This is a genomic window from Brevundimonas sp. VNH65 (genome assembly GCF_049445955.1).
Taxonomy (GTDB): Bacteria; Pseudomonadota; Alphaproteobacteria; order Caulobacterales; family Caulobacteraceae; genus Brevundimonas.
This window is the reverse complement of sequence record NZ_JBMSDX010000003.1, coordinates 142,673-159,272: the sequence shown is the minus strand read 5'-3', so window position 1 is coordinate 159,272 and position 16,600 is coordinate 142,673. Positions and strand designations below refer to the sequence as shown.

General features: G+C 69.7%; 12 protein-coding genes. 4 read left to right on the top strand and 8 right to left on the bottom strand.

The genetic code is table 11. From position 1 onward, the window contains the following. Nucleotides 1-139: 139 nt before the first annotated feature. Nucleotides 140-700: a hypothetical protein gene (locus ACO2Q1_RS07640; protein WP_423328900.1), complete on the top strand. Its 561-nt coding sequence runs from the start codon at nt 140-142 to the stop codon at nt 698-700. Nucleotides 701-706: 6 nt separating this feature from the next. Here ACO2Q1_RS07640 and ACO2Q1_RS07635 read toward each other — a convergent pair whose 3' ends face one another. From ACO2Q1_RS07635 to ACO2Q1_RS07610, 6 genes are all read right to left on the bottom strand, one after another. Next, nucleotides 707-1,669 (bottom strand): class I SAM-dependent methyltransferase, encoded by a 963-nt coding sequence (locus ACO2Q1_RS07635; protein ID WP_423328899.1) that lies wholly within the window; start codon nt 1,667-1,669, stop codon nt 707-709. 172 nt (nt 1,670-1,841) lie between these two features. Further along, nucleotides 1,842-3,752, bottom strand: a complete 1,911-nt coding sequence (locus ACO2Q1_RS07630; RefSeq protein ID WP_423328898.1) for a M56 family metallopeptidase — start codon at nt 3,750-3,752, stop codon at nt 1,842-1,844. Continuing rightward, complete coding sequence (locus ACO2Q1_RS07625; RefSeq protein ID WP_423328897.1) at nt 3,749-4,135, bottom strand: BlaI/MecI/CopY family transcriptional regulator; 387 nt, start codon at nt 4,133-4,135, stop codon at nt 3,749-3,751. Before ACO2Q1_RS07625 ends, ACO2Q1_RS07630 begins: the two co-directional genes overlap by 4 nt. Before the next feature lie 447 nt (nt 4,136-4,582). After that, on the bottom strand, nt 4,583-4,936 hold the full coding sequence (locus tag ACO2Q1_RS07620; RefSeq protein ID WP_423328896.1) for a hypothetical protein: 354 nt from the start codon (nt 4,934-4,936) through the stop codon (nt 4,583-4,585). A 598-nt stretch (nt 4,937-5,534) separates the two neighbouring features. After that, the gene (locus tag ACO2Q1_RS07615; RefSeq protein ID WP_423328895.1) at nt 5,535-6,878 is read right to left on the bottom strand and encodes a sigma-54-dependent transcriptional regulator; all 1,344 of its coding nucleotides are present in this window, start codon (nt 6,876-6,878) and stop codon (nt 5,535-5,537) included. A 10-nt stretch (nt 6,879-6,888) separates the two neighbouring features. Beyond that, nucleotides 6,889-8,727 carry a sensor histidine kinase gene (locus tag ACO2Q1_RS07610; protein ID WP_423328894.1) on the bottom strand — a complete coding sequence of 613 codons (1,839 nt, stop codon included), beginning with the start codon at nt 8,725-8,727 and terminating at the stop codon, nt 6,889-6,891. Between the two features lie 113 nt (nt 8,728-8,840). Here ACO2Q1_RS07610 and ACO2Q1_RS07605 point away from each other — a divergent pair, with 113 nt between their 5' ends. From ACO2Q1_RS07605 to ACO2Q1_RS07595, 3 genes are all read left to right on the top strand, one after another. Then, a complete protein-coding gene (locus ACO2Q1_RS07605; protein ID WP_423328893.1) occupies nt 8,841-10,328 on the top strand; it encodes a dicarboxylate/amino acid:cation symporter in 1,488 nt (495 codons plus the stop codon). Nucleotides 10,329-10,390: 62 nt separating this feature from the next. After that, nucleotides 10,391-13,462, top strand: coding sequence for a TonB-dependent receptor domain-containing protein (locus ACO2Q1_RS07600; RefSeq protein ID WP_423328892.1), 3,072 nt, complete (start codon nt 10,391-10,393; stop codon nt 13,460-13,462). A gap of 25 nt (nt 13,463-13,487) precedes the next feature. Next, a complete protein-coding gene (locus ACO2Q1_RS07595; protein ID WP_423328891.1) occupies nt 13,488-14,819 on the top strand; it encodes a hypothetical protein in 1,332 nt (443 codons plus the stop codon). A gap of 48 nt (nt 14,820-14,867) precedes the next feature. On the opposite strand, the gene pelA is transcribed toward ACO2Q1_RS07595, so the two are convergent. Both pelA and ACO2Q1_RS07585 read right to left on the bottom strand, forming a co-directional pair. Next, the gene (pelA, locus tag ACO2Q1_RS07590) at nt 14,868-16,184 is read right to left on the bottom strand and encodes a pectate lyase (RefSeq protein WP_423328890.1); all 1,317 of its coding nucleotides are present in this window, start codon (nt 16,182-16,184) and stop codon (nt 14,868-14,870) included. Between the two features lie 106 nt (nt 16,185-16,290). Continuing rightward, nucleotides 16,291-16,473: a hypothetical protein gene (locus ACO2Q1_RS07585; protein WP_423328889.1), complete on the bottom strand. Its 183-nt coding sequence runs from the start codon at nt 16,471-16,473 to the stop codon at nt 16,291-16,293. Nucleotides 16,474-16,600 lie beyond the last annotated feature (127 nt).

Below are 16,600 nucleotides of genomic sequence, written 5' to 3'. Positions count from 1 at the left end.
CGGATCTTCGGGTCCGCCGCCCTTTTCTTGCGCGCCTGAAGCGTGGCTCCGATCGAGCTCCGCCGCAGAAAAACCATCGCGCCCCTCCAGGCGTTAAGGCGTCGCGCGCCCGGATGCGCGGAACATGGACCAAGATCGCATGCTGACTTCCCTGCTTCTCGCCGCCCTGATGCAGACCGCCTCGCCCGGCCAGGACGATGTGGTGGTGACCGGCAACCGCCGGCCCCTGGAGAGCGTCGCGGACGTGCGGACGCGCGAGGCGCTGGCCTATGAGGCGCCGCTGCCGCGCGGGGCGCCCGAGGCTGACTATCCGTTCGTCGCGTGGTGCGAGGCCCTTGTGACGGGACATGTGAAGCTGGGCGAGACCCTGACCAATGACGATCCGCTGGATCGCGAGATCATGCGCCTGGGCCGTCTTGAGGCGGTGGACTTCCGTTCCGCCCTGGCCGAGGCCTCCGCGCGTCAGACGTCCGCCGTGCGAGAGGCGGCGCGACGTGCGGCGGACGACGCCACGGCGATGTTCGCGCCGCTGATGGCGCAGGAGGACGAGAAGGTCCGCAGCCAGGCCTTCGGCCTGTTCTTCGGCCTGCCGGGGCGTTGCGAACATGCGGCGCGTCGGATCCGGGCGAACATCACCACGCCGCCGGCGACGCTGGCGGAGGCCGGGCTCGACGCCGACGGTCGACCAACCGCGCCCTGAATCGGCTCAGACGCCTCCGTCGGCGTCGCGCGACAGATCGACGAGCCAGCCCATCAGTCCGCCGACCGGGTCCCGCCACTCCGCACGGGACCGAAGGCTGAGTCGGTTCTGCGCGCAGATCGCGAGAAAGGCGTCGAGCGCCGGGCTGTCCATGGCGGCGGCGACCTGAAGACGATGGCGTTCGCGCCAGGCGGCGTTCCTGTCCTTGAAGTCCTGGATGCACTGAAGGGCGCTCATCGGACTGTAGCGATCCACGCCCATGGCCAGGTCGTTGATGTAGCTCAGCATGTAGCGGGTCGTGGACAGGGCCGGATCGGCGCCGACCCGCGCCGCCACGGCCAGGATGGAGGCCCGGAGCGCCTGGGCTTGGGCGGCGGCCTCCAGCTCGGCGGCGCCGTTCAGACGTGAGGCGTAGGCCGCCCGGCACTGGTCGACGAGTCGGCCGTCGCCGATCACAGCATCATAGGCGGCGAGGCCGGCCCTCGCCTGACGGGTGATCTCGCTGTGGGCGTGGTGCAGCAGGAAGCGGACCGACGCCGAGGGCCGGGTCACGCGGGCGACCTCGGCAAGCGCCCGGCCGTGGTCGGCGTATTCGACGCCGAACTGGGAGGTGACGACATCGAAGGCGCCGTCGGGAAACGGCAGGGCGTCGATCGACGTTTCGCCTATCCGCCTGATACCCAGAGCCACGAGGGACGGATCTTCGGCGAGGGTTGCTTCATCCACGCCGATCAGTTCGAAGGATCTCCCTGCGGCTTGGGCCGCATGGCGCAGGACGGCGCCGCCGCCGGTGCAGAGGTCGAGAACCCTGGCCCGATCAAGAGCGTCAGCGAACCACGGCAGCCAGGCAGCGTCCGTTTTGCCCGCCTCGGTCCCGCAGGTTCCGTCACCCGCGACACCCGCCTGACCCGAACGCCAGTAGTCGCGCCAGGGCCAGCCTGCTTCCTTTGCCGCGTCGCGATCGCCCATCCCGTCCGTCCGCCTGCCTGAGGCACGGAGGCGCTATGCCTTCATGCAACGACACTACGCGAAACCGCAGAGGTTGGATGAGGAAAATTGGGCGGAAACGCAGAAAACGGGGCGAAAAACAAATTTGCCGCAGTCCCCGACCGGCCGGGGCCGATCGGGGCGGCGTGTGGTGTCAGTCCCGGGCGGCGCGGGCGGCCAGTTCGTCCGCGCGGCGGTCCAGTTCGTCGGCGCGTTGCGGCAGGCTGGTGGACAGTTCGCGCAGCTGGGCGTCGGTCACCGTGTGGCCGCGCTCGCGGTTGCGGGCGATCTGTTCGGCCCGGTAGGCGGGGTCCTGCAGGCGACGGCCTTCTTCCCGCATCTGGCGGGCGCCGGAGCGCATCTGGTCGGCGCCCTGACGCATGTGGACCTTGGCCTCGCCCCGAGCGCGTTCGGCGTCGGCGCGTGCGCGGACGGCGTGGGCGCGGGCCTGTTCGGCCTGGGCGAGGGCGTGGGTGCGGGCGTGCTCGGCCTGGCGGCGGGCGTCGGCGGCGGCGCGTGCGCCGTCGCGGCGGGCCTGCTCTCCGGCGCGACGGGCCTCTTCGCCCGCCCGACGGGCCTCGGCGGCGTGGCGGCGGGCCTCCGCGGCCTGTTCCCGGGCCTGGGCCGCCTGTTCACGCGCCCGTTCGACGTCGCGACGCTGTTCCGGCGTCAGGTCTTCCCATGAGCGGTAGTAGACGCCCTGTCCGGTGAAGGCGGGAGGCGCGGGGGGCGCAGGAGGGGCCGGCGGGGGAGGCGGGGGAGGCGGGGGAGGCGGGGGAGGCGGCGGGGCGAAGGCGGCCAGGAAGGTCGGAGCGGCGGGCGGGGCCGGAGGGGCGGGCGGCGGCGGGGGCGGCGGCGCGACGGGCATGTCCTCCGGCCGCAGATAGGTCACCTCGGTGGTCGCCTGGGGCAGGGGCGATCCGTGCGGGACCGAGACATAGGTGCGGCCGCCGGTCTGAACATAGACGGCGCGGGTCGAGGTCGACGCCGAGGTCGGGGCCTGGGGCGCCGTGGACTGGGTGGCGATCACCGAGGCGAGAGCCGCCGGAGCCGGGGCGGCGGGCGCGGCGGCCCGGTTGTGGAGTTCGAGCGCGGCCAGGGGCGTGGCCACGACCGCGAGGCCGACCACGCCCAGGCTCAGGGCGAAGCGGCGGCGGCGAGAGGGAGGGGCGTCGGTCATCAGCAGGGCGATCCTTTTCTTGAGAGAACGGGCGTCGGCGGCCATGGCGGTCGCGACGAACGGAGAGGGCGAGGCGGCGACGGGCTGGGCGGCCAGACGGACCAGGGTCCGGGCGTAGGCGTCCCGGCCCACGGCGTGGACGGCCTCGGCGTCGGCGGCCTGTTCCGAGGCGTCGACCAGAGCCTCATGCAGCCGCCAGACAAGCGGGTTGAACCAGAAGGCGGCGACGGCGAGGCGCGAGAGGACGAGGAAGATCCAGTCGCGACGCCGCAGGTGGGCGAGTTCGTGGGCGAGGACGGCCGGCGCGGTCTCACGCGCCTGGAGGCTGGCGGGATCGAGCAGGATCACGCCGGGGCCCGCGCCCCAGCTGAGCGGCCCGGCGACCTCGGTCGACGACAGCAGTAGGGGCGGGCGACGGTCGGAGAGGCGGGCCAGCCAGTCGCGCCACGGACCCTGGGCCACGGCCTGGCCCCGTTCGGTCCAGCGCGACAGGGTGTGCAGACCCAGGGCGAGCCGGGCCGACAGGGCGCAGGCGCCGACGATCCAGGCCGTCGCCAGGAGGCCGCCGAGCGTGGGCCAGGGCAGGGCGGCGGCCACCGCCACATCACCGACGGCGGCGACCTGACCGGTCCACATGGGGCCTGGGTCGAGCGCCGGCGACATCGGCAGGGGGCGGGCGGACGGCAGGACGGTGAGAGCGAAATCCGGCGCGAAGGCGGCGATGAAGGGCAGGGCCACGACAAAGAGCACCGCGACCCGCAACAGCGTCGCGCGTTCCGCCGGCGCGCGACCCAGCCAGCGCGCGGCGGCGAGGCCAAGGGCGGCGATGATCGAGGACTTCAGCGCGAGCCCCAGGATCACGACGGACAGATGAGCGCCGTTCATTGGCCCGCCTCCTCATCGCGGGCCCGCGCCTGGTCGATGGCGCGCTCAAGAGCCGCCGCCTCCTCGGGCGACAGGCGTTGACCCATGCCGAGCAGGGCCGTGGCCGCACTGGCGGCCGACCCGGCGAAGAAGGTGTCGATCATGCGCTGGAGGGCGCCGGCGGCGACGGTCTCGGTGCGGGGCGCAGGTCGGTAGACGAAGCCGTCGCCGCCGCCGTCGCGCCGGACCAGGCCCTTGGTCTCCAGCCGGCGCAACATGGTGCGGACGGCGGAATCGCTGAGCGGGTCGGACAGGGCCTCGCGAACCTGGGCCGCCGTGCCGCCGTCCAGCCGGCACAGGGTCTCGAAGACCTCCCGTTCCCGGCGCGGCAGGGTCTCGATCATGGGGGGCTCCCGAGGTTGTCCGCTACATGTGTAGCGTTACATGCGTAGCGAATTGCGTCGGGATTGGGGCGGGGAGATGAAACCTCCGTAGGGGGAGGCGGTCGAGGAGATGGTCGTCGTTTTCCGATGAAGCCGAACGCGCGGCTCAGGGTCGTTTGCGGGCGTTTGCGGATGACCGTTCTCGACCCGTTGCGGACGTTCTGATCTCCCCTCTCCCGGTTGGGAGAGGGATTGAGCGCACGGCGGCGAAGCCGTCGTTCTGGCGCTCAAGGGTGAGGGGACAACCGCTGCAGTCGGCGTCAGCCGTAGCGCGGGCGGTGCAGCGGCTGTCGCCGAACTCCAAACCGTCCCCTCATCCGGCCCTGCGGGCCACCTTCTCCCAACCGGGAGAAGGAAGCACTGAGTTCAGGCTTGGTCTTGGCGACAGCGTCCGACCCGTTGCTGACGTCAGGATTCACCGGGCGCGGGTGTTTGGCTGATCAGCACAACACGCGAGTCAGGATCGATCAGGCACTCGACATCAGACATGTAGAAGAACGCAAATTCAGCTTGATGGTCAGGTCCGAGGAAAGCGGTCAGATGCTCCCACTTGTCACCCAGGTCGCGTCCCCATCCCGAGCCGTCGAAGACCGTGTGAATTGTCCCATCCGCCATGCGAACCAGAGTAGGTTGACCTACTCGAGCCTGGAGAACACGAAGAAGCGGCGCTCCTAGCCCCTCCTTCAGTTCGCCGATGTCTTGAGGCTCAACCATAGGCTCCAGTAACGGCACTGGCGTCTGCTTTTCACCCGTTGTCGACATTAGTCATATCCGTTTCCAGCTTCCTCGATCGGCCGGATGCGAAGGTCACAGATGCCAGCGGCGGAGTGCAGTAGAACGAGCCTATTGCCCGCTACGGGGTCTTCCCAAGTGATCAACTTCAAAATGGCTTGGTCGCTTACGTTCGTGGGTTGTCCATGCTCGGCGAGCAGGCCGTCTAGCAGGGACGTGCATCGCCTGAAGGGGACGTCAAATCGAACAAAGCTCAAGCCGTCCGGGCCGTAGAAATATTCAGACTCGATTTCGATGCCGTATATCGCAGCGTCCCTTACTCCCTGTTTTCGCGCATTGGACAGAGACATTCCCCGACGAACAACGCGAACGCCGGGGACAGCCGCTGACACCTGCTCCGGTGTCATTCCCCACGCCGCGCCTTCCCATCCAGCATCGGATGGCGGTGAAAACCCGTTGAGCACAAGTGTGGCTGCCAAGGCTGCCAAAAGAGATTGCACGATCGGCTCCATTTGCGGCGCAGGCAATGTTCCCGCGAAAGGCCCGTCGTACAACGTCTCTTTTCCACCCTCAGCGGCCACTGACGCGGTCCATGTGCTGTCGCTGAGCAACCGCCGAGAACGGTCATTCAGGGCGCGCGGAAATCGGCGGGCCTGAGGCCGAGGCGTTTCAGGCGGTCGTAGAGGGTCTTGCGCGGCAGGCCGAGCGCGGCGCCGGCGGCGGTGACGTCGCCGCCGCTGCGCTCCAGGGCCTCGGCCAGAAGCTCGCGCTCGTAACGGGCCAGGCGGTCGGTGAGCGAGCCCGTATCCGGCACGTCTGCGAGCGTACGGTCCGCGCCGGCCAGGCCCACCGCGACCTGTTCGGCGTAGTTGATGAGCTCGCGGACGTTTCCAGGCCAGTCATGGTCCAGCAAACGGCGCCGCACCGTCGGGGTCAGGGGCGGAGGCGAGCGATCGTCGCGGGCGGCCGCCCGGCGCAGGAAGTGGGCGAACAGCAGGGGAATGTCCTCGCGCCGCTCGCGCAGGGGCGCCACCCGCATGCGCACCACGTTCAGACGGTAGAAGAGATCGCGACGGAAGGCGCCGGCCTCGACGGCGGCTTCCAGGTCGATCTTGGACGAGGCGAGGATCCTGAGATCGACGGGGCGGGGGCGACCGCCGATCGGCTGGACCTCGCGTTCCTCGATGACGCGCAGCAGCTTGACCTGAACGGCCGGGGGCATGCTTTCGATCTCATCGAGAAACAGGGAACCGCGATGGCTCTCCTCGATGTAGCCGATGCGGCGGCGCAGGGCGCCGGGGAAGGCGCCGGCCTCGTGGCCGAACATCTCGGTCTCGATCAGGCCCTCGGGAAGGGCCCCGCAGTTGACGGCGACGAAGGGGTGGATGCGGCGGCGTCCGCCGTTGTGCAGGGCGCGGGCGACGACCTCCTTGCCGACGCCGGTCTCGCCCTCGATCAACACGTCCAGCCGGGCGTCGGCGAGCTGGGCGATGGTGTCGCGCAGCCGCGCCATGGCGGGACTGGCGCCCAGCAGGGGCAGTTCGGTGCCCGCGTCGACGGCCACGGCGGCGAGGCGCCGGTTGTCGAGGACGAGGGCCCGCTTCTCCATCGCCCGACCCAGGCTTTCCTTGAGGCGGTCGAAGGGGAAGGGTTTGGCGACGAAGTCGTAGGCCCCCTGGCGCAGGGCGGCGACGGCGTCCTCCACATCGCCGTGTCCGGTCATCATCAGGACCGGCAGATCTTCGTCGATGGCCTGGATGCGGCTGAGCAGCTGGCGGCCGTCCAGTCCCGGCATGCGGAGATCGGTGACGACCACGCCGGGGAAGCCGGGATCCAGCGCCTTGAGCGCCGCCTCGCCGCCGGAGCAGGGCGTGACGGAATAGTTCTCCAGCGTCAGGCGTTCGGCGAGGGCGTCGCGGAAATCGTCGTCGTCATCGACGAGGCAGACGGCGTTGGGGCGGCTGAAGTCCATGGCGGCGGTGTCAGACGGCCCGGAGGGTGATGACGAAGACGGCGCCGCGTTCGGACGGCCGCAGGTTCAGTTCGCCGCCGAACGCCGCCACGATGTCGCGACTGATGACCAGACCCAGACCCAGGCCGCGCGCCTTGGTGGTGGTGAAGGGGGTGAAGAGGGCCGCCGCCGTCGTGGCGTCGAGGCCGGGGCCGTTGTCGGTCACGCTGATCTCGACCCGGCCGCCCTTCTGCGTCGTGGACAGGGTGAGAGCCGGATGGTCGATGTCGGCGCCCTCCATGGCCTCGAGGGCGTTCTGCACCAGATTGACGATGACCTGTTCCAGCCGGACCGGCTCGGCCAGGACCCGCAGATCATCCTCGCCGCGATCATGCCGGATGCGGATGCCGCTTTCCCTGAGGCGGCCGGTGAGGAGAAGCAGGGCGCCGTCGATGGCGGCGTCGGGGCTGATCGGGGTCGGGCTGGCCGCCGTCTTGCGGGAGAAGGCGCGCAGTTCGTCGGTGATCGTGCCGATCCGGCCCGTCAGGTCGGCGATCCGCCTCAACGCCTTGTGCGCGCCGTCGCCGTCGCCCCGGCCCAGGTAGGTTTCGGCGGTTTCGGCAGAGGTGCGGATGGCGGCCACGGGCTGGTTGATCTCGTGGGCCACGCCCGCCGCGATCTGGCCGAGCACCGCCAGCTTTCCCGCCTGGACCAGTTCGTCCTGAAGCAGTTCGCGGGCGGCCTCGGAGCGGCGTCGCTCCTCGATCTGGCGGCTGAGTTCGTCGTTGGCGGTGCTGAGTTCGGTGGTGCGTTCGGCGACCAGACGCTCCAGGTCGGCGCGGGCCGCCTCCCTGCGACGGGTCTCGGCCTGGGCCTGAAGCCGGCGGCGCAGCCAGACGGCGGCGAGGCCCATCAGCAGGCTGGTCCCCAGGGCGGCGACGGCCCGGGCGTTGGCGACGGCCACGGTGATCGAGCGCCCGGCCGGGTACAGCAGATGCAGGGTCCACCCCGGCGTCGAGGTGCTGGTGGCCGCCGACGCCCAGAGTTCCACCGGACCTTCTGCGGCGGCGCTGACGACGCCGGTTCCTTCTGCGGGGGTGCGGAACGGCAGGGGCGCCAGGGCGTCGTGGCCCAGGGTTTGGCCGGTCAGGACGTCGCGACGCTGGGCCTCGGTCATCGGGGCGACGGTGCGGAACCGCCAGTCGGGGATGCTGGTGATCAGGATGACCCCATTGCGGTCGGCGACATAGGCGGGTTCACTTGTCCGTCGCCACTCGGCCTCCAGATCGTCGAACTCGACCTTGACCACGACGACGCCCAGGGGGCGGCCGGAGGCGTCCACCAGGCGGCGCGCCAGATAGAGGCCGGGCCGCCCGCTGACCGTGCCGAGGGCGAAGAACTCGGCGCCGCCCTCGGCCATGGAACGCCGGAAATAGGGCCTGAAGCCATAGTCGGATCCGACGAAACTGGTGGGCAGGCGCCAGTTGCTGGCGGCCAGGGCCAGTCCGTCGGCGTCCAGCAGATAGATGGCGGCGGCGCGGGTCTGGGCCGCGAGCCGCTCGAGCTTCTGGTTGATGACGCCGGGGTCCGATCCGGGCGCGCGCAGCAGGGCCAGGGCCTCGGGATCCTCGGCCAGGACCAGGGGCAGGGACCGGTGCTTGTCCAGTTCGCTGCGCAGGACCGCGGCGTGCAGGGCGGCGGCGGCTTCGGCCTTGGCGCGAAGCTCGGCCGCGGCCTGACGACGGGCGATTTCACCGGCGGCGAAGGCGGCGGCGAACGTCAGGATGAGCCAGATCGCCGCCAGCGCCGTCCACGGCCGCATCGGCTGTCGAAAGAGCGTCGAGAACCGGGCATGAAGGCGCTGAGGCATGACGGCCATAGTGTGCAGAATTTCGCACACTATGGCCAGAGAGCGCGGCGAAATTTCACACACATTGGCGGGCGTCCATGCCCGGAGTTTGAACAAAAGGCAGGAAAAACAACATGAAGACGCCCAAGGACAAATCGGTTCGCTCCCGACGAGGCGGCGGCAAGAATGAGGCGAACCCCAGCGGCGCCAAGACCGCGACGGAGGAGGCGCGGACCCTGTCCGCGAAAGAGGACATCGTGTTGCACAGCGTCGATCCGCATGCCGCCGCCGTTCCGGCCGGCCGCCGTCCCTTCTGGACCCACCTGTATGTGCAGGTGCTGACCGCGATCGCGCTGGGCGCCGTGATCGGACACTTCTGGCCCGCGTTCGGCACGGAGCTGAAGCCGCTGGGCGACGCCTTCATCAAGCTGGTGAAGATGGTCATCGCCCCGGTGATCTTCCTGACCATCGTCACCGGCATCGCGGGTATGCGCGACATCGGCAAGGTCGGGCGGGTGGCGGCCAAGGCGTTCGGCTATTTCCTGGTCTTTTCGACCCTCGCCCTGATCGTCGGCCTGATCGTCGCCAATGTGGTGCAGCCCGGACGCGGCCTGAACATCGACCCGTCGACCCTGGACGGCGGTGCGGTCGCGCAATACGCCTCGGCGGCGCACGAGACCAAAATCAAGGACTTCCTGCTCAACATCATTCCCGACACGGTGGTCAGCGCCTTCTCGACCGGCAACATCCTGCAGGTGCTGTTCGTCTCGATCCTGTTCGGCATAGCCCTGGCCATGATCGGCGACGCGGGCAAGCCCGTGATGACCTTCCTGGAGTCGGCGTCGGCGGCCTTCTTCCGCCTGGTCGGGATCCTGATGAAGGCCGCGCCGATCGGGGCGTTCGGCGCCTTCGCCTTCACCATCGGCGCCTATGGCATCGCCTCGATCGTCAATCTGGCGGCGCTGGTGGCGACCTTCTACCTGACGTCGATCATCTTCGTGTTGGGCATTCTGGGCGCGGTGGCCTGGGCCAACGGCTTCTCGATCCTGAAGCTGATCCGCTATCTGAAGGAAGAGCTACTGCTGGTGCTGGGCACCTCCAGCTCGGAAGCCGCCCTGCCGAGCCTGATCTCCAAGATGGAGCGCGCCGGCGCGGCCAAGTCGGTGGTCGGCCTGGTGGTTCCGACCGGCTATTCGTTCAATCTGGACGGCACCAACATCTACATGACGATGGCGGCCCTGTTCATCGCCCAGGCGCTGAACATCGACCTGACACTGTGGCAGCAGATCACGCTGCTGCTGGTGGCCATGCTGTCGTCCAAGGGGGCGGCGGGCATCACCGGCGCCGGCTTCATCACCCTGGCGGCGACCCTGTCGGTCGTGCCGGACGTGCCGGTCGCCGGCATGGCGCTGATCCTGGGCATCGACCGCTTCATGAGCGAGTGCCGGGCCTTGACCAACTTCATCGGCAACGCCGTGGCCACCGTGGTGGTGGCCCGCTGGGAGGGCGCGTTGGATCGTGACGCCCTGAAGGCCGCCCTGGACGGTGCGCCCCAGCCGCTGGCGGCGGCGCCGGACCCGGCCGCAGGGCCGGGCGACGATCTGGTCCTGGCGGACGACTGACCGCCGGGACGAATTCACGGACGGGACCGTCGACCACAACGGCGGCCCGGGAGGAGGAAGAGATGAGAACGCACAATCGACTGACCCTGATGGGGACGACCGCCTCGCTGGTTCTGGTTCTGGCGGCCGGATCGGCCCTGGCGCAGGACGCGGCGGCGGCGCAGGACGGAGAAGCGACCCAGGTCGAGGAGGTCGTGGTCGTCGGCTCGCAGATCCGCGGCGCCCGCACGACCGGCGCCCTGCCGGTGGCGGTGCTGGGTCAGGAAGAGATCGCCGCCACCGGCGCGGTCTCGGGCGACGATCTGTTCCGCTCCATTCCGCAGATGGGCGACGTGCTGTTCGACAGCGCCAACAATCCGCAGACGTCGAACTCGGCGCGCGGCGACGTCAACTCGGTCAACCTGCGCTCGCTGGGCGTGGGCAACACCCTGGTGCTGCTGAACGGCCGCCGACTGGTGCAGCACCCGACCAGCCAGGGCACGTCGGACACCGGCACGGTGCCGGTCCAGAGCTTCAACTCCAACGCCGTGCCGGTGGCGGGGCTCGAGCGGGTCGAAGTGCTGCTGGACGGCGCGGCGGCCATCTACGGCGCCGATGCGGTGGCCGGGGTGGTCAACACCGTCCTGCAGGACGACTTCGACGGTCTGCGCATGGACCTGCAGTACGGCGGCGCCGAAGGCACCGGCATGCGGGAGTTCGAGACCAATCTCTTCGCCGGCAAGGATCTGGATCGGGGCAATGTCTCCCTGTTCCTGAACTATTCCGACCGCACCGCCCTGATGGCGGACGAGCAGGACTTCACCCGCAGCGACGACATGCGGCCGTTCTTCTCGCAGTATGCGGGTTATGAGACCAGCAATGTGCCGGACGGGCGATCCTCGCACTCGCCGTGGGCCCAGCTGGCCGTGCCGGCGACGACGACGGCCCTGAGGCCGCGTTCGAACGGGGTGGTGGTGACCACCGCCGCCGGGGCGTTCCACTATCAGCCCAAGAGCATGGGCTGCACGGGCGTCGACATGGGCGACATCTGCCTGGTCAGCGGGACGGTGGCCTATACGGGCGTCAACCGCGACCTGCGTTATGACACACGCTACGGCACGACGGTGCGGCCCTCGGTCGAGCGGCTGAACCTGTTCGCCACCGGCCACTACGAGCTGACGCCGAACGTGACGGCCTTCGGCGAGATCGGGGTGTACGCGGCGGAGAGCAAGGCGATCCAGCCGCCGGTGGTCAACCTGAACGGCCTGTGGATCCCGGCGTCGAACTACTACAATCCGTTCGGCCCGATCACCTTCGCCAACGGCGCGGCCAACCCGAACCGGCTGCCGAACCTGACCAATGTGCCGGCGGCGGGCCTGCCGGTGCGGCTGGGCAACTACCGCTTCGTGGACACCGGCTTCCAGGAAGTGACGGTCAAGAACTATCAGGCGCGCCTGCTGGGCGGGCTGCGCGGCGAGTGGCGCGGTTTCGACTGGGAGACGGCGCTGCTGTATTCCGAGGCCGAGGCGGAGGACGTCTCGCCCAACATCAACATGACCAAGCTGCAGCAGCAGTTGGCCCTGTCCACGCCCGACGCCTACAACCCGTTCGGCGGCGGATGCGTCGATACCACCAGCTATCGCGACTGTCTGACGTCGTCGCAGGCGGCGATTGACGCCGTCACCTTCGACATGAAGCGGGTGTCGCGCACGACCCTGGCCCTGGTGGACTTCAAGGTCTCGCGCAGCGACCTGTTCCAGCTGCCCGCCGGCTCGCTGGGCATGGCGGCCGGAGTGGAGTTCCGCCGCGAGACCCAGTCGGACGATCGCGACGCCAATCTGGACGGCACCTTCACCTTCGTGGACATGGTGACGGGCGACACCAATCTGTCGAACGTCTCGGCGGTCAGCCCCAATCCGGACACCGAGGGCGATCGGACGGTTTCGGGCGCCTTCATCGAGTTCGCCGTTCCGGTGGTGTCGCCGGAAATGAACATCCCGCTGGTCTACGCTCTGGATTTCCAGGTCGCCGGACGGGCCGAGCACTATTCGGACTTCGGCTCGGTGGCCAAGCCCAAGATCGCCATGGCCTGGGACATCGTCGACGGCCTGCGGGTGCGGGCCTCCTATTCCGAGGGCTTCCGGGCGCCGAACCTGGAGCAGGTGAACGCGACCCAGTATGCGCGCCTGAACAGCGGCAACGACTACTACAAGTGCGAGGCCGACCTGCGCGCGGGCCGCATCGCCGACTTCAACGGCTGCAACCGCTCGGGCAGCGCCTCGCTGCTGATCGCGGGCAATCCGGACCTGAAACCGGAGGAGAGCACCAACCAGTCGGTCGGCCTGGTGTTCCAGCCGCGCTTCCTGCCGGAGGCCCTGGGTGATTTCACCTTCACGGTCGATCGCTGGAAGATCGAACAGACCGACATCGTCGGCCTGTTGGGCGGGCAGAACGCGCGGGCGCTGGACTATCTGCTGCGGATGCAGGGCGGGGCGAATCCGCTGGTCGTGCGCGCGGCGCCGAACGCGGACGACGAAGCTTTCTTCGCCGGCACCGGACTGACGGCCGTCGGCGACATCATCAGCATCTCGGACCGGTTCATCAACCTGCTGCCCCAGACCGTCGAGGGCGTCGACTTCGGGGCCAGCTGGACCAAGCGCCGGACCGCCTGGGGCACCTTCAGCCTGCGCTTCAACGCCTCGCAGCTGCTGACCTTCTCCCGCGCGCCGGGCGACATCGTCGATGAGCTGTACGCCGCCCGCGAGGCAGGGACGATCAATCCCCTGACGCCCCTGCCGGACTCGACCCAGCTGATCGGGGTGGGCGGACGTCCGGAATGGCGGATCAACACCACCTTCACCTGGCGCAAGGGGCCGTGGCGCGCCGGCTTCTCGACCCAGTATGTCAGCGAGATCGAACAGAACGGGCTGCTGAGTTCGGCCGGCGATCCCTGGGTCGTGGACAGCCAGTTCCTGGTCAACGCCTATGGCGACTATGAGTTCGGCGACGAGGGCGCCCTGGCCGGGACGCGGGTGCGCGTCGGGGTCAGGGATGCGGCCGACGAAGGCCCGCCCCTGGCGGACGGCGGCTATCTGGGTTCGGTCCACCGTCCCTATGGCCGTTACTGGTATGCGCGGATCAGCAAGTCGTTCTGAGGACGGACGAGGGATGAGGATGACGGTGCGCGGGTTTGCAGCGATCGCGGCGGCCGCCGCCGTTTGGGCGGGGGCGACCCCGCCCGCCTCGGCTCAGCAAAGCCCGCCCACGACGCCGACGCCGGCGACGGTGGCGGGCGGGCCGGGTGAGGCGGCCTGCCCGAGCGGCCTGCCGGGCGGGACGCGCTGCTGGCGCGGTGGAACGGCCCAGGGCGCCTTCTACTGGATCGCCGTGCCCGCCGACTGGAGCGGCGGCCTGGTGGTGCACGCGCACGGCGGGCCGCGCACCGGAGCGCCGGACATCGACGAGACGGCCGAGGATCTGCAGCGGTTCGCCGTGACCGTGCGCGAAGGCTACGCCTGGATCGGCTCGACCTACCGGCGGGGCGGTTACGGCGTGCGGATGGCGGCGGAGGACACCGACATCGTCCGGCGTATCTTCTGGACCCTGTTCGGCAAGCCGAGGCGGACGATTCTGCACGGCCAGTCCTGGGGCGGAAACGTCGCGGCCAAGGCGGCGGAGCTGTACGCCCTGGATGCGGACGGCAACCGCAACTACGACGGGGTCATGCTGACCAGCGGCGTCCTGGCGGGCGGGACGAAGGCCTACGGCTTTCGCGCCGACCTGAGGGCCGTCTACCAATTCTATTGCCGCAACCACCCGCGCGCGGACGAGGCGCAGTATCCGCTGTGGCAGGGTCTGCCGGCCGGGGCGCGGATGACGCGGGCGGAGCTGACGTCGCGGGTCAGTGAATGCACGGGGCTGGACAAGCCAGCCGCGCGTCGCACGCCGCAACAGGCGTCGAACCTGAAGAACATTCTGGCGGTGGTCGGGATCGAGGAAGGGGCGCTGGTCGCCCATCTGGCCTGGGGCACGAACCTGTTTCAGGACATGGTCCAGGAGCGGCTGGGCGGGCGCAATCCGTTCGACAACAGCCGGACGGTCTATTCAGGCTCGGATGACGACGCGGCCCTTAACGCTGGGGTCGAGCGGTTCTCGGCCGATCCGGCGGCGGTGGCGCAATTGGCCTATGACGCGGACCTGTCGGGGCTGATCGTCCTGCCGACCGTGACGATCCACGGCATCGACGATCCGACCGCCTTCGTCGCCATGTCGGCGGCCTATCGCGAGACGGTGGCGCGGGCGGGCCGGTCGGACCTGCTGGTGCAGACCTTCACGCGCGAGGCCGAGCATTCCAAGCTGAGCACGCCGCAATACGCAGCCCTGCTGGCGGCGCTGGAGGGTTGGATCGACACCGGCGAGCGGCCGGACGGGGCAGGCGTCGCCGCGCTGTGCGAGGCCAGGGCGGCGGCCTATGGCGAACCTTGCCGGTTCGATGTGGACTTCCGGCCGTAGGTGCCGGGCCGGCCAGGGCCGAAGCCCCGGTCGCCCGTCACGTCCGCCTCAGGGCCGCGCCGCTGACCAGGCGGCGTAGGCGTCCAGCGCCTTCTGCGGCGAGGCCAGCCACCAGGAATAGCCGTTGCGTCGACCGACCGAGATGCCGTTGACGTCGTCGTGGATCGTCTGGTCCCTGTCGCCGAAGATCGGGCGGCCCGTGACGATGTCATAGTTGCGCGACCACAGGGGACCGGCCCCTGGCTTGTCGATCAGCTTGCGGCCGTCGGCCGTCATCTCGAACGACTTGTCATGGACCTTGACCGCCTCCAGCCAGGCCGCCCCGGCGCGGATCGCCGCCTGCATCTCCGGCGAGGGATCCGGCTGCTGCATCAGGAAGATCAGGATGTCGGTGGTCTCGCCGCTGGCCACCGATCGCGGCTCATAGTTGCGGGCGCTGGTCGGGACCAGGCGCATCGGCTCCACCTGCTGGGGCCAGCCCATCACCCGGTCGCCGTACCGCACCTGGGCGGCCAGGATGACGTCGATGGCCTTGCGCGTCGCCTCGGCGGCGCGGCTTTCCAGTTCGGCCGGAACGAAGTCGAATCCTTCCGCGCCATGGGCCACGTCGTTCAGCACCATGGCGGCCTGGGCCACGGCGTTGTCGTTGAAGGTGATCGAGTCGTGGAATCCGCCTTCCAGCGGCCAGTTCTGCGGCCAGCCGCCGTTCGGATACTGGGCGTTCAGCAGATAGTGGACGCCCCGGATCACGCTGGCGCGCCAGGCGTCGCCCTCGGGCCCCGGCGCATGAGCCGCCACCTTGGCCAGAAAGCGCATCTCCGACCAGGTCGCGTCATTGTCCAGGCTGCCGACGAAGGTCCAGAACCGGTCGGCGGGCGCGTCGAAATTGGCCGGGTTCTGCTCCATCGTCTCGGCGTCGTTGGAGAACCTCTGGCCCGGCAGGCGGGCGATGCGGCGATCCTGGTTCTTGCTCCAGCCGCCGGCCGGGGTCTGGAAGGTGACGACCGCGTCCGCCGTCGCGCGAGCCTCGGCCGATCCATACCAGGCGTCCGGCCGGTCCAGCGGCAGGTTGCGGCCGTTTCCGCCCACGGCCTGGGGCGGCGGTGGCGGCGTCGCCCCGGCGGGCAGTTCGGCGGCCAGGGCCGCGCGGTCCGCCGCCATCTGCGCCTGTGACCGCGCCAGATAGTCCATCCAGGCGCCGCGCTCGGCGTCGGGCAGGGCGCCGATCCGGTCCGCCGTCAGGCCCAGGGCGGGGGTGTTCAGCCGGATCACCTCGGCCTCGGCCGGTCCGGCCGCCAGGCCGGCTGCGAAACCGCCGGCGGCGAGGATCAGGCCCAGGATCGGGACAAGAGGGGTGGCTTTCATGGCGTCGTTTCCCGGTGGCGCGCCTTGTCGGCGCGACTCTCACATTACCGGATCAAGTTTTATATGATGACACTGAGAGCGCAAGTCGGCTCTGCTGACGTCGAGGTCAGACAGGTCGTAGGCCGCCGGCGCCGGGCTGCAATGACCTGCTGACGCCGTCGCCGCGTCCGGGGTCGCGGCTCTGGGACGGCGATGCGGGCGGGCTAGCGAGGGCGGGCGACGGGCGGCCCCAGCGTCGATCGCCGATCAGGGCGCACAGGGCGCCGGCGCCGGTGGTCAGGACGATCATGACAGTCTCCGCTATTGCGAACCATTAGCAGACTGTATCGACTTTCGGCCTCACGCAAGCCTTGGCGGCGCCTGTCGCGGCCGCTCGGCATCACCGATGCGTGAGCCCGGTCCGGCCTGACCTGCGG

Excerpts from the sequence above, each read along its gene's own strand:
- ACO2Q1_RS07640 (WP_423328900.1), top strand. The coding sequence starts at position 140 with ATGCTGACTTCCCTGCTTCTCGCCGCCCTGATGCAGACCGCCTCGCCC.
- ACO2Q1_RS07635 (WP_423328899.1), bottom strand. The coding sequence starts at position 1,669 with ATGGGCGATCGCGACGCGGCAAAGGAAGCAGGCTGGCCCTGGCGCGAC.
- ACO2Q1_RS07630 (WP_423328898.1), bottom strand. The coding sequence starts at position 3,752 with ATGAACGGCGCTCATCTGTCCGTCGTGATCCTGGGGCTCGCGCTGAAG.
- ACO2Q1_RS07625 (WP_423328897.1), bottom strand. The coding sequence starts at position 4,135 with ATGATCGAGACCCTGCCGCGCCGGGAACGGGAGGTCTTCGAGACCCTG.
- ACO2Q1_RS07620 (WP_423328896.1), bottom strand. The coding sequence starts at position 4,936 with ATGTCGACAACGGGTGAAAAGCAGACGCCAGTGCCGTTACTGGAGCCT.
- ACO2Q1_RS07615 (WP_423328895.1), bottom strand. The coding sequence starts at position 6,878 with ATGGACTTCAGCCGCCCCAACGCCGTCTGCCTCGTCGATGACGACGAC.
- ACO2Q1_RS07610 (WP_423328894.1), bottom strand. The coding sequence starts at position 8,727 with ATGCCTCAGCGCCTTCATGCCCGGTTCTCGACGCTCTTTCGACAGCCG.
- ACO2Q1_RS07605 (WP_423328893.1), top strand. The coding sequence starts at position 8,841 with ATGAAGACGCCCAAGGACAAATCGGTTCGCTCCCGACGAGGCGGCGGC.
- ACO2Q1_RS07600 (WP_423328892.1), top strand. The coding sequence starts at position 10,391 with ATGAGAACGCACAATCGACTGACCCTGATGGGGACGACCGCCTCGCTG.
- pelA (WP_423328890.1), bottom strand. The coding sequence starts at position 16,184 with ATGAAAGCCACCCCTCTTGTCCCGATCCTGGGCCTGATCCTCGCCGCC.
- ACO2Q1_RS07585 (WP_423328889.1), bottom strand. The coding sequence starts at position 16,473 with ATGATCGTCCTGACCACCGGCGCCGGCGCCCTGTGCGCCCTGATCGGC.